The sequence below is a fragment of the Sodalis sp. (in: enterobacteria) genome (genome assembly GCF_036327475.1).
GTDB lineage: Bacteria > Pseudomonadota > Gammaproteobacteria > Enterobacterales > Enterobacteriaceae.
Map to the genome: position 1 here is coordinate 443,842 of NZ_CP132913.1, position 19,352 is coordinate 463,193.

Below are 19,352 nucleotides of genomic sequence, written 5' to 3' on the forward strand. Positions count from 1 at the left end.
GCAGGATTAATGGGCATTATTATTGCGTTCATCCTCCGCCATATGGCAGTAGATATAAATTCCGCTGAGCAGTGTAAACACCAGCGTCAGGCAGGTGAGGCCAAAAACCTTGAAATTCACCCAAACACTCTGCGGTAGACAGAACATGATACAAATATTCGCCGTGCCGCAAGTAATGAAGAACACCGTCCAGGCGATATCCAAATTATTCCAAACCCGTGTTGTGAGATGGATCTCCTTGTCCAGCATACGTTGAATGAGAGGCTTGCCGAGGACGAATTGACTAATCAGCAGCGCCGCGACGAACAGCGTATAGATTACCGTTACCTTCCACTTGATGAATTCTGCGTTGTGATAGTAAAGCGTCAATGAGCCGAATATCAACACCGGTACGAAGGTAATCAGAGTGACCTTTTCTACTTTGCGATAGCGCAGCCAGATATAAACCAATACCAACGCGGAGGCGACTATCAGTGCGCCGGAGGCGTAGTAGATATCGTACAGTTTGTAGACAACAAAAAACACCATCAAGGGCGTGAAATCAAGAAGCTGCTTCATACAAGTCCACTGGAGAATAAACGCCGCCATCATGCCTGGCGCAGCAACATATACAGACGATAAAGATAGATTAACAGCAGAGCTGAAATAAGATTGCTTAGACCATTTAATAAGACCGCCGCCACCAGCGATGGTACCAGCGTGAACTGGGTCGCCAATAGAAGCACCGCCGCTTTAGCCAACAGCCAGAACAGTACCGCCGGCGCCAGTAGCGGAAGATTGACAAACGCCAGACTGGCGCTCAGGCGCATGGATTTAATGGCACTCAGATTATCGCTGATGGCAATAACTGGCGCCAGGCTAAAAGCGATGGCCAGTAGGATACCCGGCACGATAATCAGCAACAGACCTAACTGTACCAGCAACGTCGTGAGAAAAATAAGCAGCAGCAGGCGTGGCAATAGCGGCGCCGACAGACTGATTGCGCGAAGTATACTGACGGGCTGGCGATTGGATACCATGCGAACCATGGTTAGCAACCCCCCCACCAGCAGGACGTTTCCGACTAGACCGGCAAGGGTGCCGGCGGCAGAAGCTTTCAGTAACACGCGCTGCTGTTCGACCGACACCTGCTGTACCAACTGCTGCAGGCTCATATCGGTAGTGCCGCCAATATGGGTACCGTCGCTGAGCGTCATTAGCTGCTCGCTTCCGGGGGACAGCGTATGCCCCAGCATCACGCTTATCAGCGTCGTCAACAGCACCAACAGCACGATACTGGCAAACTGATTACGGAAAAAATTCAGCATATCGCGGTACAGGATACTTGCCATAATTGGCATGGGAGCTCCTTGACAAAACAATCAATAATCAATAAATAGGACAATCCGCTATTCTACCCTGTTAATCCACGGCTTGGCACCCTAATGCATCATACCAGGTCAAGTGCGGCATGATAATCTCCCACTGCGCTACCGGTCGCGCGAAGAGCAGTAGGCCACAGTGCGCCCGAGCGGATCGCACGCGGCGTTCGCCAGGTCTCCCTCGCGCTCATGCGGAACTCGCGGAGCGCGCGGCAGGCGATTGTTGCTGCCCGCCATATAGCGCAAATGGCGAAAGGGCCTGAATGGTTCTGTTAACGCCGCAGGTGCTTGGCCGGACCGTCATCCGCCTCTGTCCAGTAAAAGGACACACGAAGGAGCGCAGCAGGTGCCGTAGGATATGCAGGGTTGCCATCACCGTTCATGCTGTTATCCGAAGAGGCCACAACGTCGAACCTGAACTGACACACTCGCAAACTACCCAGCCCGCCACCCGAAAGCAACAGAAATAACTTATTACCGCCTTTTGCTGTTGTTGCTGTTCCGTTGATATGGAACAACCCGGAAATAGTATTGGAATTAATATAATGTTTGTTATCAGTAATGCATATCAATTCGCCTCTACGCCACCGAGAGTGCGGGATGGATAAGAATCAAATTTACCTCTAACAGTAAGTAAAATGACAATGGGGTAGGGTATGAAAACAACAGTTTTGGTCGCGTCCGTGGCCTCCATCAGCGATTCGAACTTGAAGCATTCGTGGAGTCTAGCCGGGCAGGCGGGGCTGGATTATAACATCAGCGATAACTGCCTGATTAATATGCCAGTGTGGTATCTGGATATCGATACCGATGTCCGCTTCAAGGCCAGAGGTAAGAAGCAATCCATTCATACCGATATCAATCCTGTGCGTTTATGTGTGGCGTAGATAGACATCGCTTCTGACGGTTTTCGGCCAAAAAGGAGCCTATGCGCGCCCTGAAAACCATCCCTGAACAACCATAGTTGGCCTCGGAGGGCGGACCCCATAAAACCGCTTAACTGCGCGCGGCCTTTGAAGGTTTCGATATTAACTTCACGCGCTTTCAGACGATCGTCGCGAACCAATTCCAATTTCAGCTTCGCGGTGATAATCGTATCGTCAATATAGCCGTCTGTCCCCAAGACTTTGTGGTTGGCACGTAGCCGCTCAACGCGAAGGCCAATAAAAGATGGGTTAAGCAAGCTAGCGGCGACTTTCCACACCTTCATTCTCTCCTTGATGGAGTACGTTGTCGTTATTTATTCGGTTTTATCGCCGGCGCTTTGCGGGCGTGCGGCATTAACAGTGTTGATCATAAAAAGTGTTTGCATCGGTCAGGACGAGCGGCGACCTTCATTTCGCGCACGAATTGCGCCTGTTTTTCCAACATCAAAGCGATCATCCACATGGTTTTTGATAATCCGCACAATGGCTGAACCAGAAATGGCGTCTGGGCGGTGCTGGCCTTCAAAGAGCGGCACGCACCTAATCGTGTTCGAAAATGCCGAACCCCTGAAGGGTCGGCGCCGCATGGTACGCCTTCGGAGTATTGACCAAATGTGCCATCGGCGTATTGGCCCGTTTTGGCCCGTTTTGCGCTACCGGTGACGCCGGCGCGCGAGCAGGTAGGTATACTCCGGCTATGAGAGGCAATTTCGCACAGCAGATCATCATCGGCGTTGGGTGGGTAGATGAAGATGTGGGCTACACCATGGCGCAACGTGTCTTGGCGAAACGGTAGACCCTCTTGTGGCGGCACACCGCCACCAGTACCGAGTCGACGCCGCCATTAGCGACGCGCTTGGGGCGATAAACTGACTGCAGGCTAGGGAATGCGTCAAGCGCCCTCCTGCACTGCAGCCAGACTGCACAGACCGCCGTCGGCTGTGAGCTACCGCGCTGAAGTCAGCGGAATCTCTGCCGATGGATGGACTTGGAGTCGTGCTGGCACGGCGAAAAGGATTATCCACAGACGGGTGCAGGGAATGAGCAGTGGCTGAGCGTCAAGGGACGCGAGTGCCGCTCAAGGGAATAACCCCTATTCAAGCCGTTACTGCAAGACAGAGCGCCCGCTCGTAATCTTACCTGCCGCGGCGGTGACGAACGAGGCCCCGTTTCGGCCAGCAATGCTCGCGCGAGCGAACAAAGCTTACAGCGGGTAGTGTGTTGTTGTATAACAGCGCAGGTGTAAAGTTCTGCGCCTGCGCCTGACAGGGTTCTCGCCGAAAAATCGCAGCCATTATTGAACAGGGTCGCGTGAGCGTAGGCGGTAACGTCGTGACATTGGGTGATCGCGTAGAGGTCACCAAAACCACTAAGATCCGGGTGGATTACCGCATCATCACTATTAAACCGCTGGAAGACACGCTTTGCCGCGTGTTATCTCATTATAAGCCGGAAGGCGCACTTTGTGCGCGCCGCGATTCCGAGGTGTGGCCAACGCTTTTCGATCTCCTACCGCGTCTTAATAACGCCCGCTAGGTGGCCTACGGCAACCTAGACATTAATACATCTGGGCTATTGTTTTTACCACTGATAAGGAACTGGCTAATCGCTTGATGCGCTTGAGCCAAACGGGAATATGCCGTGCGTGTTTTCGGCGTAGTGGATGAGGAAAAACTACTGCAGCTGGCCTGTGGCGTACGGCTGGAAGACGGTCAGGCGACCTTCACAGCCTGAAATCCAAGGTGCGAGGGTCTGAACCAGTGGTACAATGCGACGCTCAGAAGGCCGCGTCCGCGAGGTGCAGCGCCTGTGGAAGACGGTGGTGTCCAGTCAGCCGGCCTATTCGCGTGCGCTACGGCGACATCATGCTGCCCAAGGGGCTGCCGCGCGGTGGCTGGACCGAACTGCCGTTCGACAATATCAATTACCTGTGTGAAAAGTGGAGGTGCCGCTTAAATCGGTGATCAAGCCGCCGGTAGAGCGCGATCGCTGCCGCCTGAAGACTACGCAGATCCGGCTGGCAATCAAGCGCACAAGCCAAGAAAAGTCGTCGCGGCGCGGCGGCTGAAGTAATAAGCACAATAACGGCGTAGACTAATGACAACGGCGCAGAGGTGAATGCCGCCCGGATGCAAGACACATTCTCAGGGCAAGTCGCCCGCAGAGACAAATTAAAAAATCTCATCAAGTGAGAGTGTCACTATCGATGCCTTTCCGTACCATGGAACCGGAATTGGAAGCGTGTTTGATCGGCCGAATCTTGCTGACGGTGTCCGCCATGTCTAAAACTGTTGGTTGTGGCAGTCGCGTCAAGTGATGATGAGTGGGGCACATGCTAAAGAATTCGCAAGGCGCAGCGTCGCCGTCAAGTTTGTGCTTTTCGCCTCCCAGGTAACCCGGAGGTCATCACTTTAAACTCGACGCTGTGCGGCTCCAGTAGTCAGCGCTCGCCGCTACACTGGTCTTTAATGGATAAACTGCACCACCCAGGTGCGTAACCCATGACCCACGGTGTGAGTCACAGTTACGAAACCCGCGATGATCTTGCCTTTACCATTTCTTGCGAAGGCGTTCATAATTCCGTGCCGTTCTGTCGTGGCGTCGATAGTCGATGATGCCTGGCATCCATAAAAGCCTTCTCCATCAAGACTTCATCGCCGTGGCGGCAATGGCGGTCGGGTATCAGATCGCCGGACCGGGTTTACGATCGGGCTGCGCGTCAAAGCTGAAACCGGTTTTACGCCGGCTGTCGTCACCCATCAGGTAAAGATAGATAGGCATGATATCGGCCGGGGTTTTCAACCGGTCGGGATCTTCAGTTGGAAACGCGTTGGCGCGCATGCCGGTACGGGTGGCTCCTGGGTTAATACAATTGACTCGTAGCGTCGATGCGGGATACTCCTCCGCCAGTACCTGCATCATCCCTTCAGTGGCGAACTTGGATACCGAATAAGCTCCCCAATTTGCCCGGCCACGGCGGCCCACGCTGGAGGTGCTGAAAATCAGCGACGGATTGCTGGCTTTAAGCAGAAGCGGCAGCAGTGCTTGCGTTAACATAAAGGTACCGTTGATATTTACCGCCATGACTTCTGACCAGCGTGCGGGGGTTTGCTCGGCTATGGGCACCACTTCCCCCAAAAGGCCGGCGTTATTGAGTAAACCGTCCAGGTGGGGAATTTCGTCGGTAAGACTTTTGGCCAGCTGCCGATATGGCTCTGACTCGGTGCAGGCCAAATCCAGCACTAGTACCCGAGCCTCACGCCCGCCGGCCTCGGCGATGGCCCGTTTCACTGTGTTCAGTTTATGTTCAGTTCTGCCGAGCAATAGCACTGATGCGCCGTGGCGGGCATAGGTTAGGGCCGCCTCGCGGCCTATGCCATCACCAGCACCAGTCACTAGAATGCGTTTATGATCTAGTAAATTACGTCTGGGCTGATAATACACGCCTCACTCCTCAGCTAGGAAACGTTGCTGCCAATCGCCGATCATCGCGGGCACTATGGACTTACCATTCCTTATACCTGATCCAGCAGGGTATTTCAATCGCCTGGAATTCGGCGTCGGCCTCATCGACGCCGACGCCGGGACATTGCCGTTACGGCGACCCGGGTTTGGCCCGTGGGCCGTGTCCCTGTGGTGGCGGGAGTGGGGACCTTGACACCAACGGCAATATTCTGATTTTCCAGGCGGCGCGGTGGCTTGGTTAGAATAGTTGCCAACGATTCTCATTATCGGTTAGCAAGGCGATTTTGTGGAATTTATTTCGCTGTACGGACTTTCTGGCCAAAATCCTTACCGTGGCGCTAGCCATCGGCGCGCTTTTACTGCTGGTGTTTGACTTACGCATGCGGTCGTGCCAGCGCAAAGGACAGATTCACATCCAGGACCTTGGCAAACAGTCATGTGGAACGTGTTGTACGCGCTTTCACAACGAGCGGCCGCCCGGCAAGGTTGAGATACGATCTAGTTTCAATGCGAACCTCGCATTTTCCACGTGCGAACGGCTGTCTGAATCTTTCAGTCCGGTCTTGCGTTTGATAACGCGTGCCTGTGCGTGGTTTAACCCGCGTTGATGTCGATGGTTGCCGATCGGGTCGGATGCCAGGCGTTCATAACGGCGTCGACTGTAGCATCTCGCGCTATGTCAGTTCACCAGATGATATTTTCCGACAGGACCTGGACGAGATGCTTGAATATATTAAACATGACGGTGGTTTTCTGCGCCTGCATTCCCTGCTCATCAAGAAGAAATTTACAGCGAAAAACCAGCACAGACCATTTCTTCCTCATCTCGGTGACCAGCATTCCGTGCATATAGTCTTCATGGTCGCGAATATCCGGTTCATGGCGCTGCTGTGCATATTTTCACTCCTGTGTTAATGCGTGCTCTTGTTAATGCGTGCTCTATTGTAATACTCGGTTATGTTTGTCGGAAAACCGACCGAGGTTTATTTGTTTAGTTTACGATTTTGTTAATTACGTATACGTAGCGGGTAAAACCATTTTTTCCTCTTATTCAGTTTTAGTATGGGTCCTCTACGCGTCGGGTGGTTATTTTTTTACCGATTAGCTGTGAAATAAGCAGCGATTGCCGTCGCTTATTAAAAAATAAGCGAATTAACAAGAAATTGATCTACTGTGCTGCTGCAGTGTGAGCACGATAAAAACAGGTTGATTTTTTGTGGCACTGCCGCTAAAAAGAGGTATGCCCAGCCAAGGTCCGGCGCAAAAACTTCTTATTGCAGAAGACATCACTCAGGTAAAGGTAAAATGGGTAAAGCTCTTGTTATCGTTGAATCACCGGTTAAAGCCAAGACAATTAATAAATATTTAGGCAAAGATTACGTGGTTAAGTCCAGCGTCGGTCACATTCGCGATTTGCCGACCAGCGGTTCAGCCAGTCAAAAGAGCACCGACGCTAGTAAACAGAAAAAAGAAAAATCGGACCCGCAGCGCGCGTTGGTCGACAGGATGGGTATCGACCCTTACCACGGCTGGAAGGCACAGTATGAGATTTTGCCAGGTAAAGAGAAGGTGGTGACCGAGCTAAAGGCGCTGGCGGAAAAAGCCGATCATATCTATCTCGCAACTGACCTTGACCGCGAAGGAGAGGCGATTGCCTGGCATCTGAGGGAAGTTATCGGCGGCGATGATAAGCGTTTTAGCCGGGTAGTCTTCAATGAAATTACCCGCAATGCGATATCTCAAGCCTTTGAACAGCCGGGCGAGCTGAATATTGATCGGGTCAACGCCCAGCAGGCACGGCGGTTCATGGACCGTGTTGTTGGCTATATGATCTCACCCTTATTGTGGAAAAAAATCGCCCGTGGCCTGTCGGCTGGACGGGTTCAATCGGTGGCAGTCCGGCTAGTCGTGGAGCGTGAGCGGGAAATTAAAGCCTTTGTACCGGAAGAATATTGGGAATTGCATGCCGATCTACAGACGGGGTTGGCGTTTCCCTTGGCGATGCAGGTAACACATCAGCAAGGAAAACCATTTAACCAGTTGAATCAACAGCAAATTCAGAGCGCGCTCGATGTGCTTGAAAACGCGAAGTATATGGTTAGAGATCGTGACGATAAGCTAACCAGCAGAAAACCAGGAGCTCCGTTTACCACCTCAACGCTGCAGCAGGCGGCCAACAGCAGCCTGGGCTATGGCGTAAAGAAAACTATGATGTTGGCACGGCGGCTGTATGAAGCCGGATATGTTACCTATATGCGTACTGACTCCACCAATTTGAGTCAGGATGCACTTAACATGGCGCGCGATTATATCAGCGCGTCATTCGGCAATTCGTATTTGCCGAAACAGCCCAACGAGTACGCCAGTAAAAATAACGCCCAGGAAGCGCATGAGGCGATCCGCCCCTCCGATGTCAATGTCTTGGCAGAACAGTTGAAAGGCATGGAAGCCGACGCGCAGAAACTGTATCGGCTGATCTGGAATCAATTTGTCGCCTGTCAAATGACGCCGGCACAATACGACTCTACAACGCTAATCGTCACCGCTGGCGCGTTTCAACTGCGCGCCAGCGGGCGTACCTTGCGTTTCGACGGCTGGACTAAAGTGATGCCGGCGCCGCGCAAGGGCGATGAAGATCGGACCCTACCGGCGGTGGAGGTGGGTGAGACGCTGACGCTGAGCAAGCTGCTGCCCAGCCAACATTTCACTAAACCACCAGCCCGCTACAGCGAGGCTTCGCTAGTGAAAGAGCTGGAAAAACGTGGCATTGGTCGGCCATCGACCTATGTGTCAATCATCTCCACCATTCAGGATCGCGGCTATGTCCATGCGGAAAATCGCCGTTTCTATGCGAAAAAAATGGGCGAAATCGTCACCGATCGCTTAGAAGAGCACTTCCGCGAACTGATGAATGACGATTTTACCGCCAACATGGAGAATGCCCTCGATCGGGTGGCGGCCAATCAACAGGAGTGGAAAAGCGTGCTTGACGCGTTTTTCGACAAGTTCAGCCAGCAGTTAAAAAACGCCGAAAAAGATCCCGAAGAGGGCGGTATGCGGCTCAATCAAATAGTGATGACCAGCATCGATTGCCCTGTCTGCGGCCGCAAGATGGGGATTCGTACCGCCAGCACGGGCGTGTTCCAGAGCTGTTCAGGCTATGCGCTGCCACCGAAAGAGCGCTGCAAAAACACCATTAATCTGATCCCGGAAGCGGAAACTCTGAACGTACTTGATGGCGACGATGCAGAGACTAACGCGTTGCGCGCGCGTCGCCGCTGCGGGAAATGTGGTACCGCTATGGACAGCTATGTCATCGACGGCCAGCGTAAACTCCACGTCTGCGGCAACAACCCGCTGTGCGACGGCTACGATATCGAGCAGGGTAAGTTTCGGTTCAAGGACTACGATGGCCCGGTGGTGGAGTGTGAAAAATGCGGCGCCGATATGCGTCTGAAATTGGGGCGTTTTGGAAAATACATGGCCTGCACCAACGATGATTGTAAGAACACCCGCAAGATCCTACGTAACGGCGATGTGGCGCCGCCGAAAGAAGATCCGGTGCCGCTGCCCGGGCTGCCTTGCAAGAAGTCGGACGCCTACTTTGTGCTGCGTGACGGTGCGGCGGGGGTCTTTTTGGCCGCCAATACGTTCCCAAAATCCCGTGAAACCCGCGCGCCGCTGGTGGCGGAGCTGGCCCGTTTCCGCGACAGCCTGCCGAAAAAACTGCGCTATTTGGCCGATGCGCCCGTCGAGGATGACGAAGGCAATAGCACCCTGGTGTGTTTCAGCCGGAAAGCCAAGCTGCAATATGTCTCGGCAGAAAAAGACGGCAAAGCCACTGGCTGGACCGCTTTTTACGTGGATGGCCACTGGCAGGTGATCAAAAAGTAATGGCATTGCCGCCACCAAGCCAACCTCTTCTCGGTTGGCTTTTAAAATTGATAATTAAGTGATATTAAGTATTTTTTATGATTAAATAGTATTACATAACCAACGCTTTAAGCGCTTTCGCAGAACCGGGGGAGTCGCCTGCTCTGTAGTCTCTCGCCGTGCGTCAGGTTCATGGTATTCGTCAGGACAAGCAAATGAAATTGCAGCAACTTCGTTATATTGTAGAAGTGGTTAACCACAACCTGAATGTCTCTTCTACTGCCGAGGGGCTCTACACCTCTCAGCCCGGCATCAGTAAGCAGGTGCGGATGCTGGAGGATGAACTCGGCGTGCAGATTTTCGCTCGCAGTGGCAAGCATCTGACCCAGGTCACACCGGCAGGCCAGGCGATCATTCGTATCGCGCGTGAGGTGCTATCCAAGGTTGACGCTATCAAGGCGGTGGCGGGGGAGCATACTTATCCCGATAAAGGATCACTGTATGTAGCGACTACCCATACCCAGGCCCGTTACGCTTTGCCGGACGTGATCAAGGGGTTTATCGAGCGATATCCGCGGGTATCGCTGCATATGCATCAGGGTTCACCGACACAAATCGCCGAAGCGGTATCAAAGGGTGTTGCGGATTTCGCCATTGCCACCGAAGCGCTGCATCTGTATGACGATTTAGTAATGCTACCCTGTTATAATTGGAATCGGGCCGTCGTGGTGCTGCCGGATCATCATCTAGCCGGTTATAAATCACTAACGATTGACACACTGGCGGCATATCCGCTGGTGACCTATACCTTTGGTTTTACCGGCCGTTCCGAGCTGGATACCGCCTTCAACCGTGCCGGCCTGACGCCGCGTATCGTGTTCACCGCTACCGATGCGGATGTGATCAAAACCTACGTGCGAATGGGATTGGGCGTCGGCGTTATCGCTAATATGGCAGTAAATACCCAAGCAGATACGGATCTGGTTAAAATCAACGTCGACGATCTGTTCGCCCAGAGTACCGCCAAGATTGGCTTTCGACGCAGAATGTTCATACGCAGCTATATGTATGATTTTATTCATCTTTTTTCACCACATTTGACCCGTGATGTGGTGGATACGGCGGTGGCGTTGCGTTCCAATGAAGACATCGAAGCCATGTTCAAAGACATCAAGTTACCTGTGAAGTAACCGCGCCTCTTAATTCCGGTATGAGAGGCGCGGTTTCATGTCATTTTGCTTACCAGCTAGTTTGGTAATGTGCCGTTTGCATTTGTACACAGGGCTGCCGTCTACGCTGTTACCCCTTCGCGCCGGGCGATACTGATGTCACTGGTACCGCGATTGCCGCGGCGGCGTGTTCGCAGACCGTTTTCAGCGTTTGCCTTGGCATCAGGCAATGCTTACGGCTTATTTATCGAAGCAATAATCCCTCTGTGTCATGAACACATTGCCGTTTGTTTGTAATATCTTTAAATGATTACCTCAAGTCAAATGGGGTCTATCGATAAACTACCCAAATCCATGAAAGTGCTACTGGAAAATCTGCTGCGTCATCAGGACGACGTCTCGCACTGAGTCGTACCTTCGTAAAGTCGCAGGCTTGCTGAAACCGCCCATGCCGAGGGTGAAATCGTCTATCGCCCGGCCCGTGTGTTGATGCAGGATTTTACCGGTGTGCCGGCGGTGGCGGACCTGGCGGCCATGCGTGAGGCGGTGAAGCGATTGGGAGGAAATGGAGACAAAGTGAATCCTCTCTTGCCGACTGATCTAGTCATCGACCATTCTGTCACCGTGAACGCATACGGCAGCAAGGAGGCGTATATGGAAAATAGTCATCTGGAAATATCGCGGAATTTGGAGCGCTACACCTTCCTGCGCTGGGGGCAAAATGCCTTCAGCCGGTTTCGCGTGGTACCTCTGGAAACGGCATCTGTCATCAGGTTAATCTGGAATATCTTGCCAAAACCGTGTGGCACGAAGAGCAGGATGGGCAAGAGATTGCCTATCCGGATACGCTGATCGGCACCGACTTCCATACCACCATGATCAACGGACTCGGAGTGTTGGGGTGGGGTGTCGGCGGGATCGAGGCGGAGGCGGCCATGCTCGGTCAGCCGGTATCGTGCTGATTACGACGTGGTGGGATTTAAATTGACCGGTAAGCTCAAGAAGGCATTACCGCGACTGATTTGGTGCTGACCGTGACGCAAATTCTGCGCCAGCATGGCGTGGTCGGCAAATTCGTTGAATTTTACGGCGACGGACTGGACGTATTGCCGCTGGCGGACCGGGCGCAGCGAAGCGAAGATCTTTCTGGTAGAGGCCTACTGCAACAGTAGGGGCTGTGGCGCCTGGCGGGTGACGAACCGGTATTTACCAGCACCCTTGAGCTCGACATGGCAAGCTATGACCAGCCTGGCCGGCCCTCGGCGTCCCCAGGATCGCGTGGTGCTGCCAGACGTGCCGGGGCATTCAAAACTAGCAGTGAATTGGCGTTTGGCAAACGCGTTAAACCGGTCGTGCAACCGTTTGAACTGAACGGCGAAACCTACTGGCTGGATCAGGGCGCGGTGGTGATCGCTACTATCACGTCCTGTACCAATACTTCTAATACCAATATTCTGATGGCCGCCGGGTTACGGGCGCGTAACGTGATAAACAAAGAGCCGCACCGCAAACCCTTGCTAAAAACTCCTCTGGCGCCCGACTCCAAGGCGGTGACCGATTACCTGGAAGCGGCCGGACTAACTTTACCTTAACCAGTTAGGATTCAATTTGGTGGGCTACGGCTGTACCACCTGTATTGTCAGTCCCGCTGAAATCCAGTATCGAGGCCGCAATCAAAGCCGGTGATCTGACCGTCGGCGCGGTGCTTTCTGGTAACCGTAATTTTGAGGGCCGCATCCACCCGCTAGTGAAAACCAACTGGCTGGCCCCGACGCCACTGGCGGTAGCCTACAAGTATGCTGATTAATGTCAACCGGTCTATTTACGCGACATCTGGCCCAGCTCGGATCGCCCGGACGGGTCGCGCTGGTCAACAATGCCATGTTTCACAAAGAATACAGTGAAGTCTTCACCGAAAACCGCGATTGGTGCAATATTGCGGTCAATTGGCAGCCGGATTCCACTTATATTTATATTCGGCTGATGCCGTTTTTTGAGAATATGTTACATTAGCCGAAACCGATTGAAAATATCCGAGGCGCGCGCATTTTAGCCATGTTGGGGAATTCTGTGACCACCGATTATATATCGCCGGCGGGTAATATCAAGGTAGATAACTCAGCGGCGCTATTTGCACAACATGGCCTCAGCACAGCTGTTTTAATTCCTACGGTTTCATGAAGTGATGATGCGCGGCACCTTCGCCAATATCCGCATTCGTAACGAAATGGTTCCGGACATCGAGGGGTTACACCCGACATATTCCGTTGGTAGAGGTATTGGCGATTTACGATGCCGCTACGCGCTACGCCGCAGAGCAGATTCCATTGGCGATCGTTCCGGAATATGGTGCAGGCTCTAGCCGCGATTGGGCCGCCAAGGGACCGCGGTTGCTGGGGATTCGAGCAGTGATGGCGGAAAGCTTCGAGCGGATCCATCGCTCCGACTTTATCGGAATGGGGATTTTGCCGCTGGAGTTCCCCACGGCGAAACTCGCAAGACGCTTGGCCTGAGCAGCGATGAAAGGGTCGATATTTCCGATCCGGCGGCACTTAAACCGGGCTGCGAGGTACCGGTGACCTTTTCCTGGCCTGACGACCGTCGACATACTGTCGATACCGGTAATGAGCTGATCCACTACCGTCATGACAGTATCCTGCACTATGTAATCCGCAACATGCTTACAAACCGCTAGCAGACCCAGCCTATAAAGCGGCCGGCACCGTAGGGATGCTGCAGCAGGATAGTGTTCACACCGACGGCCCGCCGCCGTTCTGGCGCGTAAACGTCTATCCGCTGCGATACAACTCCGACAAGCATGAACGTGGCGTAAAGAGGGAAACACCTAATATGGCATACGGCGTTGAGCGAGGAAGGAATGATGAGCCTTGAGCATCTGAAAAACGGGAATGCAGCCTACACGGCGCTAGACGGCGTGATAAGATTGACTAGAGCAGATTCTGCGTTCTGATTTCTGTGAAATTACCCGTTTTGTTGACCTTGTTTAACCGCACAGAAACAATAGGCCACGCTGGTGGGGAAAATGGAGCGCCGGCTATTCTCAGCGCTGATTTTACGCCGCTACAGACGGGAGAGAACAGTACCATGCCGCGTTACCAGACGATTTGCTCGGACAGTGGCTACACCGCACTGGGTGCCTCTTAATTGGCTGCGTGGCGAAGATGAATACTGGCAGTTGGTCTCCACCAGGGAACGCCAACGGCTGATGATGACTAGACAACCGTGATGGCGGCCATGAGCACTGGGCTGTTTTCACATGACAAGATAGCATTTTACAGCAACGTGGTGAGTGTATCATCACGCTGTTCACCACCGGGGAAGCACAATAGCGGGCTAAGCCATAATGCATGTTTCACATCACCGCAGTCAAAATTATAGCACAGCGGACTGGTCAGTTACCTGGATCCGTTTCAGAGCCAGCTTTACCCAACCGAAAGCGATTATTGCCTGGACTTTTCCATCGTTGACGAAGAAAGATCCGCTGTGTTATTGCTCATGATACCGCCGGTTTTGTTACCGGCTGTGACTGGGAGGGCAACTTATCGCTCGTCTCGAAAGGCTAGCGGTAGCGGATCTCTGCCATCAATTGCAGCTTGAAACAACTATAGCGCTGTACAGCCGCATATGTTGATGTCTAAATTCCTGTAATGGCGATGCCTGGTTGCCCCGGCGACGTTATGGCGAGAAGGAGGCTGGCGTTTAAAAGAAGGACAACGGGCAACACCGGTCTGTCACTCACAGGTGGCACGTATCTGAGGCAATCTACAACCGCTCTTGCTGTTTGCACTCCGCCGCGCGCCGCCTACCGAGGCCGGCCATTGCTACCGCGAGTGCCGCCTACTCGGCGGGGCCGTTGAGCAAATGGCCCATTTTGGCGGCCTTGGTATCCAGATAGCGGGTATTTTTCGGATTGCGTCCAACGATAAGCGGCACGCGTTCGCTGATGTTAATGCCCGCCTCGGTCAGAATCTCAATCTTTTTAGGGTTGTTGGTTAACAACCTCACTCTTTCCACCCCCAGCAATTTGAACATGTCGGAGCACAGAGTGAAATCCCGCTCGTCGGCAGCAAAGCCGAGCTGATGATTGGCTTCAACCGTGTCGGCTCCCAGATCCTGAAGGGCATAGGCGCGAATTTTGTTCAATAGGCCGATATTACGGCCTTCTTGACGGTGGTAGAGCAAAATGCCACGTCCCTTCTCGGCGATATGGCTGAGCGCCGCCTCCAGTTGGAAACCGCAATCGCAGCGCAGGCTGAATAGGGCGTCGCCGGTAAGGCACTCGGAATGGACCCGCGATAACACCGGTGCCGGACCGGTAATGTCGCCATATACTAGAGCCAGATGGTCGTGCCCGGTGGCGATTTCCTCGAAGCCGACCATCAGGAAATCTCCCCAGGGTGTCGGCAGTTTGGCCTCTGCCACGCGTTTAAGCTGCATGTTGCTCTCCAAAACCCAATAATGACGCGCTTCCTACCGCTTGCCGCGGTGTTTGAGCAGCCTCCGCGAAGGGGTGAGCGCCGTTCAGAATCCTCTGAGGCTATTTTGCCATAAATTCACCCTATGACGGGATTTGTTGCGGTTAATTGGCGATAAATTGTGCAACCAGCACGCTGTTAGCCATTGTTTGTGGCACTTTCTGTTAAGATTGCCTGCGGTCGTCGCGCACTCGAATGGCGAACGGTAAAAAGGAAATTCAATGGCCGCAATTGCAAAACGTACCGGCGCGTGCGCGCTGCTGCTGATGATTATACCGCTACTCCTCTGGGTCAGCGACTGGCAATGGCGCCCGGAAAGCGATTACCGCTGGCTCAAAGGGTGGTATTGGCTGACGCGAACCGCCACCTCGCCTTGGGGCATACTGACCAGCGCATTACTGATAAGCTGGTTTTTCTGGTGCCTGCGCTATCGCCTGAGACCAGCGCTGTGGCTGGCGGTGATCTTGTCCGCTACGTTGCTCATCGGTCAGGGTATGAAGTCGCTTATCAAAGAACGAGTGCAGGAGCCCAGGCCCTACGTGGTCTGGCTTGATAAACATCATGCGCTCAACGACCGGGCGTTTTACGCGATGCCGCGCAAGGCGCGCGCCGCGGCGTTGGCGCGGGAGCTGCAACAACAGCAACTAATTCCGCCGTGGCTACAACGTCATTGGCGCACTGAAACCAGCTTTTCCTTTCCCTCTGGTCATACAGTTTTCGCTGCCAGCTGGGCGCTGCTGGCTGTGGGTTTGCTTTGGCCACGTCGGCACCGGGTATCCACGGTGGTACTGATGGCGTGGGCCAGCAGCGTGATGGTTAGTCGAATGGCACTCGGTATGCACTGGCCGCGGGATGTGGTGATGGGTATCACCGTCGGTTGGCTGCTCATTACTCTGGCGTGTTGGCTGGTGCAGCGTTCGCTCGGCGCACTGACCACTATACCGGAAGAAACGCCGGATATTCGTTCGCGCAGTGAATGACACCGTAGGCGGGGCTGTCCTTAGTCTGCAAAGAGAAAAGCACCGCCAGCGGTTGGGTTTTCTCTTCGTCGGCCATATAGTAGTTATTCGGCGTGTACGTTTATTATCGCTGCGAGAAGCGTTGCCTAGCGCGGGGTGAAATTTCCTTCATTATCATGGAAATAGTAATTTAACCGTGTCAGATGGGCTAAGTGTCCGAACATACGACTAACACGGCTTGCAGGCAATCATGTGAAATATGTTCTGATAATTTTGTTGGTGCTGGTGATTTTTATCGTTTCCGTTGCCTTTGGCGCGCACAACGATCAAGTAGTGACCTGCAACTATCTGCTGGCTCAGAGTCAATTCCGGATGTCAACCATGCTCATTTCACTGTTTGCCGCCAGTTTTGTCATCGACTGGGTCGTTTGCGGCCTGTTTTGGCTGCGCATGCACGTTGCCGCCCTAATGCGAGTTGAGCGCAAATCAAAGGCTCGAACAGCAGCTTGCGCCGGCGGGGACGGTTCCAACCGTCCCCGCCAGTACCCCGGCGTTGCGTCTAAGGAATAACGCATGATGTTAGAACTGCTGTTTCTGTTGCTGCCCGTGGCTGCCGCCTATGGGTGGTGTATGGGGCGCAGGAGCGCACAGCAGGATAAACAGCAGGAAGCGAACCGTCTTTCCATGGAGTATGTGGCTGGTGTGAATTTTCTCATTTCTAATCAGCAGGATAGGGCAATTGACCTGTTTCGCAATATGTTGAAAGAGGACAGCAACGCTGTTGAGGCGCATATGACGTTGGGGAACTTATTCCGTTCTTGCGGCGAAGTCGATCGCGCCATTCGCATCCACCAAGCGCTGATGGAAAGTACCTCGTTAACCTTTGAGCAGAGGCTGTTGGCGATTCAGCAGCTTGGTCGTGACTACATGGCTGCCGGCTTTTACGATCGTGCTGAAGACATGTTTAGCCAACTGGTGAACGAAGAGGATTTTCGGGTTGGCGCTTTAAGCCTGCTATTGCAGATCCACCAGGCGACTAGCGAATGGCCGAAAGCGATAGACGCTGCAGAAAAGTTGGTGAAGCTCGGTAAAGAGCAGTGCCGGGAAGAGATCGCCCACTTCTACTGCGAGCTGGCGCTCCAGGCTATGAGCAGCGGCGATATGAATCGCGCCATCGCGCTATTGAAAAAAGGGGCAGCGGTGGATAAAAATAGCGCACGGGTGTCCATCATGCGCGCCAGAATTTATATAGCGCAGCAAGATTACGCCGGCGCGGTCGTCGAATTGACGCGGGTGCTGGATCAGGATCGAGAAATGGTCAGCGAAACGCTGCCGATGCTGCAAGATTGTTATCAGGCGTTGGGACAGCCAGGTGCCTGGGCGGATTTTCTCAAACGCTGCGTAGAAGAGGATACCGGCTCGTCGGCGGAGCTGTTGTTGATCGATATTATTGAGTGTGAACAAGGCCAGGAAGCGGCGCAGGGCTATATCAATCAGCAATTGCGCCAGCATCCAACGATGCGTATGTTTCACCGCCTGATGAATTTCCACCTCAGCGAGGCGGAGGACGGTCGCGCCAAGGAGAGTTTGCAGACGCTGCGGGATATGGTCGGCGAACAGATCCACACAAAACCCCGTTACCGATGTCAAAAATGCGGGTTCACCTCCCACAGCCTGTACTGGCACTGCCCGTCGTGTAAATCCTGGGCGTCGGTTAAGCCAATACGCGGCTTGGACGGCCAGTAACCGCCTCGCGGGGCGCCCACCACCACTGGCGGTGGGCGAGCCTACCGCCGCTCCCGGTTTGGCTGACGCCCCTACCTATGGCCGTCATGGTACTTACCAGTAGCATGATGATCCGGAAGGGATAGACAAGCAGAGCCTCCGATCACGCCATGCGACTGGCTGTACCGGCCAAAATGCAGCTCGGACGGCGCGGCCAGCCGCGCAGCTGAAAATCGATTACGGCGTGTCCTTCCCTGGTGACGCCGGGGATCGAGCACGGGGTGATGATGTCGCAGTAGGCAGGGGTATATGGTGATCGGGCGTCCGATTACCCAAGCGGCTGATCTCTCTGCCGCTTTGGCGACCGCCCTCCAGGATTGCATGTCGGAGCGGCCCATGGAAAATAAAAACCGACTGATGTATTCCACCGACGGTGCGCGCATCAAAGCCGACACCCCGATAGGCGTTCGTCGGGGTTAGCGTCGCGCGGTTGCAGCGCCAGCAGACCGGCGGCTGAAAAGGCAAAGGCGTTGTTTGATAGCGGCCTGGTTGGAACGATGCCGCGCTGCAAATGCTGACCAGCGAGCTGAAAAGAGATGCGGCGCGCGGCTTGCAGGTCAAACTGGCGGACGGCTAAACAGGTGCGTCCACCTAATGCGCTATCTCAAGCGCGACAGGTGGCGATGAATGCAGGCTGGCTGGTTAACGACTATTAATCGACCTGATAGTAATCCTACTGATAGCGGCGGCAATGCGTTTAGAGATTGAGCTCATCATCACGTTCTCCATGGTACGGTGTTATATTGAGTTACCTTGAAATAATTTAGATTTATCATTAACGTTTAGCTTGGTCATAGTTTAATAAAAAGTATATTTTAATATATCACCCATTTCTCCTGAGTTACATAATCCGAAATATTGCTCTTGCTTCCAGGCTGATACGTTTCCCGACGGTTCTGTAGCAGATCCATGCCCGATCTTCAGCCGATTTACCCATATTGGACCGACGCAGCGTACTGGACAATAGCCATATCCTGGGATATGAGGGAACGCCATGCTAAACAGCCTGAAACAACAGGTAGTTGGAGGCGAATTTGGCGATGCCGTAGCATCAGCCTGTCACCTTTACCTAGAGTAATATCAACGCGGTAGACTGCTCAATCTGTCTGATGGCGATCAAATCTCAATGGTCAACTATAACATGACCCTTGAGAGCATGGTCGTGGTAGGGTTGGTAAGCGCCCGGTGGGCGGAAGGCCGGAGCAAACCTTCATCCGACAGCGATATCCACCGAGCCATCTATTTGGCGTTCGAGTGCGTTGGGTGGCTCATCCACACCCACTTCTTCCAGCACACCATCTTGGCGCTGGCGGTGTGA

15 protein-coding genes and 4 pseudogenes are annotated in these 19,352 nt (G+C 53.5%); 14 read left to right on the forward strand and 5 right to left on the reverse strand.

What is annotated here, in order from left to right; all coding sequences use genetic code 11:
• Positions 1-6: 6 nt before the first annotated feature.
• Both GPOALKHO_RS02395 and GPOALKHO_RS02400 read right to left on the reverse strand, forming a co-directional pair.
• On the reverse strand, positions 7-558 hold the full coding sequence (locus tag GPOALKHO_RS02395; RefSeq protein WP_406702814.1) for a septation protein A: 552 nt from the start codon (positions 556-558) through the stop codon (positions 7-9).
• A 29-nt stretch (positions 559-587) separates the two neighbouring features.
• Complete coding sequence (locus GPOALKHO_RS02400) at positions 588-1,340, reverse strand: YciC family protein (protein ID WP_406702815.1); 753 nt, start codon at positions 1,338-1,340, stop codon at positions 588-590.
• Between the two features lie 707 nt (positions 1,341-2,047).
• Between GPOALKHO_RS02400 and GPOALKHO_RS02405 the strand changes: the two are divergent.
• The 3 genes and pseudogenes from GPOALKHO_RS02405 to rluB form a co-directional block, all read left to right on the forward strand.
• Positions 2,048-2,265, forward strand: a pseudogene (locus GPOALKHO_RS02405) (OmpW family outer membrane protein); the annotation flags it as partial.
• A gap of 626 nt (positions 2,266-2,891) precedes the next feature.
• Positions 2,892-3,083: a hypothetical protein gene (locus GPOALKHO_RS02410; RefSeq protein ID WP_406702817.1), complete on the forward strand. Its 192-nt coding sequence runs from the start codon at positions 2,892-2,894 to the stop codon at positions 3,081-3,083.
• 488 nt (positions 3,084-3,571) lie between these two features.
• Positions 3,572-4,355: pseudogene (gene rluB, locus GPOALKHO_RS02415) on the forward strand (23S rRNA pseudouridine(2605) synthase RluB).
• 614 nt (positions 4,356-4,969) lie between these two features.
• Here the strand turns inward: rluB and GPOALKHO_RS02420 are convergent.
• Together GPOALKHO_RS02420 and GPOALKHO_RS02425 are read right to left on the reverse strand one after the other, a co-directional pair.
• The gene (locus tag GPOALKHO_RS02420; protein ID WP_406702818.1) at positions 4,970-5,731 is read right to left on the reverse strand and encodes a YciK family oxidoreductase; all 762 of its coding nucleotides are present in this window, start codon (positions 5,729-5,731) and stop codon (positions 4,970-4,972) included.
• Between the two features lie 705 nt (positions 5,732-6,436).
• Entirely contained in the window at positions 6,437-6,601 is a 165-nt protein-coding gene (locus GPOALKHO_RS02425; RefSeq protein ID WP_406702820.1) for a DUF2498 family protein, read from the reverse strand.
• Between the two features lie 456 nt (positions 6,602-7,057).
• On the opposite strand from GPOALKHO_RS02425, the gene topA reads away from it, so the two are divergent.
• From topA to GPOALKHO_RS02455, 6 genes and pseudogenes are all read left to right on the forward strand, one after another.
• Positions 7,058-9,646, forward strand: coding sequence for a type I DNA topoisomerase (topA, locus tag GPOALKHO_RS02430; protein ID WP_406702821.1), 2,589 nt, complete (start codon positions 7,058-7,060; stop codon positions 9,644-9,646).
• 194 nt (positions 9,647-9,840) lie between these two features.
• Positions 9,841-10,815 carry an HTH-type transcriptional regulator CysB gene (cysB, locus tag GPOALKHO_RS02435; protein ID WP_406703341.1) on the forward strand — a complete coding sequence of 325 codons (975 nt, stop codon included), beginning with the start codon at positions 9,841-9,843 and terminating at the stop codon, positions 10,813-10,815.
• 468 nt (positions 10,816-11,283) lie between these two features.
• Positions 11,284-12,386: pseudogene (locus GPOALKHO_RS02440) on the forward strand (aconitase family protein).
• A 44-nt stretch (positions 12,387-12,430) separates the two neighbouring features.
• Positions 12,431-12,601: a hypothetical protein gene (locus GPOALKHO_RS02445; protein WP_406702822.1), complete on the forward strand. Its 171-nt coding sequence runs from the start codon at positions 12,431-12,433 to the stop codon at positions 12,599-12,601.
• Entirely contained in the window at positions 12,601-12,807 is a 207-nt protein-coding gene (locus tag GPOALKHO_RS02450) for a hypothetical protein (RefSeq protein ID WP_406702823.1), read from the forward strand. The genes GPOALKHO_RS02445 and GPOALKHO_RS02450 overlap by 1 nt, the downstream gene beginning before the upstream one ends.
• A 254-nt stretch (positions 12,808-13,061) precedes the next feature.
• Complete coding sequence (locus tag GPOALKHO_RS02455; protein WP_406702824.1) at positions 13,062-13,307, forward strand: hypothetical protein; 246 nt, start codon at positions 13,062-13,064, stop codon at positions 13,305-13,307.
• 1,345 nt (positions 13,308-14,652) lie between these two features.
• Here GPOALKHO_RS02455 and ribA read toward each other — a convergent pair.
• Positions 14,653-15,252: a GTP cyclohydrolase II gene (gene ribA / locus GPOALKHO_RS02460; protein ID WP_406702825.1), complete on the reverse strand. Its 600-nt coding sequence runs from the start codon at positions 15,250-15,252 to the stop codon at positions 14,653-14,655.
• A 259-nt stretch (positions 15,253-15,511) separates the two neighbouring features.
• Here ribA and pgpB point away from each other — a divergent pair, with 259 nt between their 5' ends.
• From pgpB to GPOALKHO_RS02485, 5 genes and pseudogenes are all read left to right on the forward strand, one after another.
• Complete coding sequence (pgpB, locus tag GPOALKHO_RS02465; protein ID WP_406702826.1) at positions 15,512-16,270, forward strand: phosphatidylglycerophosphatase B; 759 nt, start codon at positions 15,512-15,514, stop codon at positions 16,268-16,270.
• 231 nt (positions 16,271-16,501) lie between these two features.
• Positions 16,502-16,826 (forward strand): annotated as a pseudogene (locus GPOALKHO_RS02470) (LapA family protein).
• Positions 16,826-17,995 carry a lipopolysaccharide assembly protein LapB gene (gene lapB / locus GPOALKHO_RS02475; protein ID WP_406703343.1) on the forward strand — a complete coding sequence of 390 codons (1,170 nt, stop codon included), beginning with the start codon at positions 16,826-16,828 and terminating at the stop codon, positions 17,993-17,995. The pseudogene GPOALKHO_RS02470 and the gene lapB overlap by 1 nt, the downstream one beginning before the upstream one ends.
• Positions 17,996-18,283: 288 nt before the next feature.
• Complete coding sequence (locus tag GPOALKHO_RS02480; RefSeq protein WP_406702827.1) at positions 18,284-18,454, forward strand: hypothetical protein; 171 nt, start codon at positions 18,284-18,286, stop codon at positions 18,452-18,454.
• 706 nt (positions 18,455-19,160) lie between these two features.
• Positions 19,161-19,352, forward strand: coding sequence for a class II aldolase/adducin family protein (locus tag GPOALKHO_RS02485; protein WP_406702828.1), 192 nt, complete (start codon positions 19,161-19,163; stop codon positions 19,350-19,352).

Coding starts and splice junctions, on each gene's coding strand:
- GPOALKHO_RS02395 (WP_406702814.1), bottom strand. CDS start 558: ATGAAGCAGCTTCTTGATTTCACGCCCTTGATGGTGTTTTTTGTTGTC.
- GPOALKHO_RS02400 (WP_406702815.1), bottom strand. CDS start 1,340: ATGCCAATTATGGCAAGTATCCTGTACCGCGATATGCTGAATTTTTTC.
- GPOALKHO_RS02425 (WP_406702820.1), bottom strand. CDS start 6,601: ATGCACGGAATGCTGGTCACCGAGATGAGGAAGAAATGGTCTGTGCTG.
- topA (WP_406702821.1), top strand. CDS start 7,058: ATGGGTAAAGCTCTTGTTATCGTTGAATCACCGGTTAAAGCCAAGACA.
- cysB (WP_406703341.1), top strand. CDS start 9,841: ATGAAATTGCAGCAACTTCGTTATATTGTAGAAGTGGTTAACCACAAC.
- GPOALKHO_RS02450 (WP_406702823.1), top strand. CDS start 12,601: ATGTCAACCGGTCTATTTACGCGACATCTGGCCCAGCTCGGATCGCCC.
- ribA (WP_406702825.1), bottom strand. CDS start 15,252: ATGCAGCTTAAACGCGTGGCAGAGGCCAAACTGCCGACACCCTGGGGA.
- pgpB (WP_406702826.1), top strand. CDS start 15,512: ATGGCCGCAATTGCAAAACGTACCGGCGCGTGCGCGCTGCTGCTGATG.
- lapB (WP_406703343.1), top strand. CDS start 16,826: ATGTTAGAACTGCTGTTTCTGTTGCTGCCCGTGGCTGCCGCCTATGGG.
- GPOALKHO_RS02480 (WP_406702827.1), top strand. CDS start 18,284: ATGGTGATCGGGCGTCCGATTACCCAAGCGGCTGATCTCTCTGCCGCT.
- GPOALKHO_RS02485 (WP_406702828.1), top strand. CDS start 19,161: ATGGTCAACTATAACATGACCCTTGAGAGCATGGTCGTGGTAGGGTTG.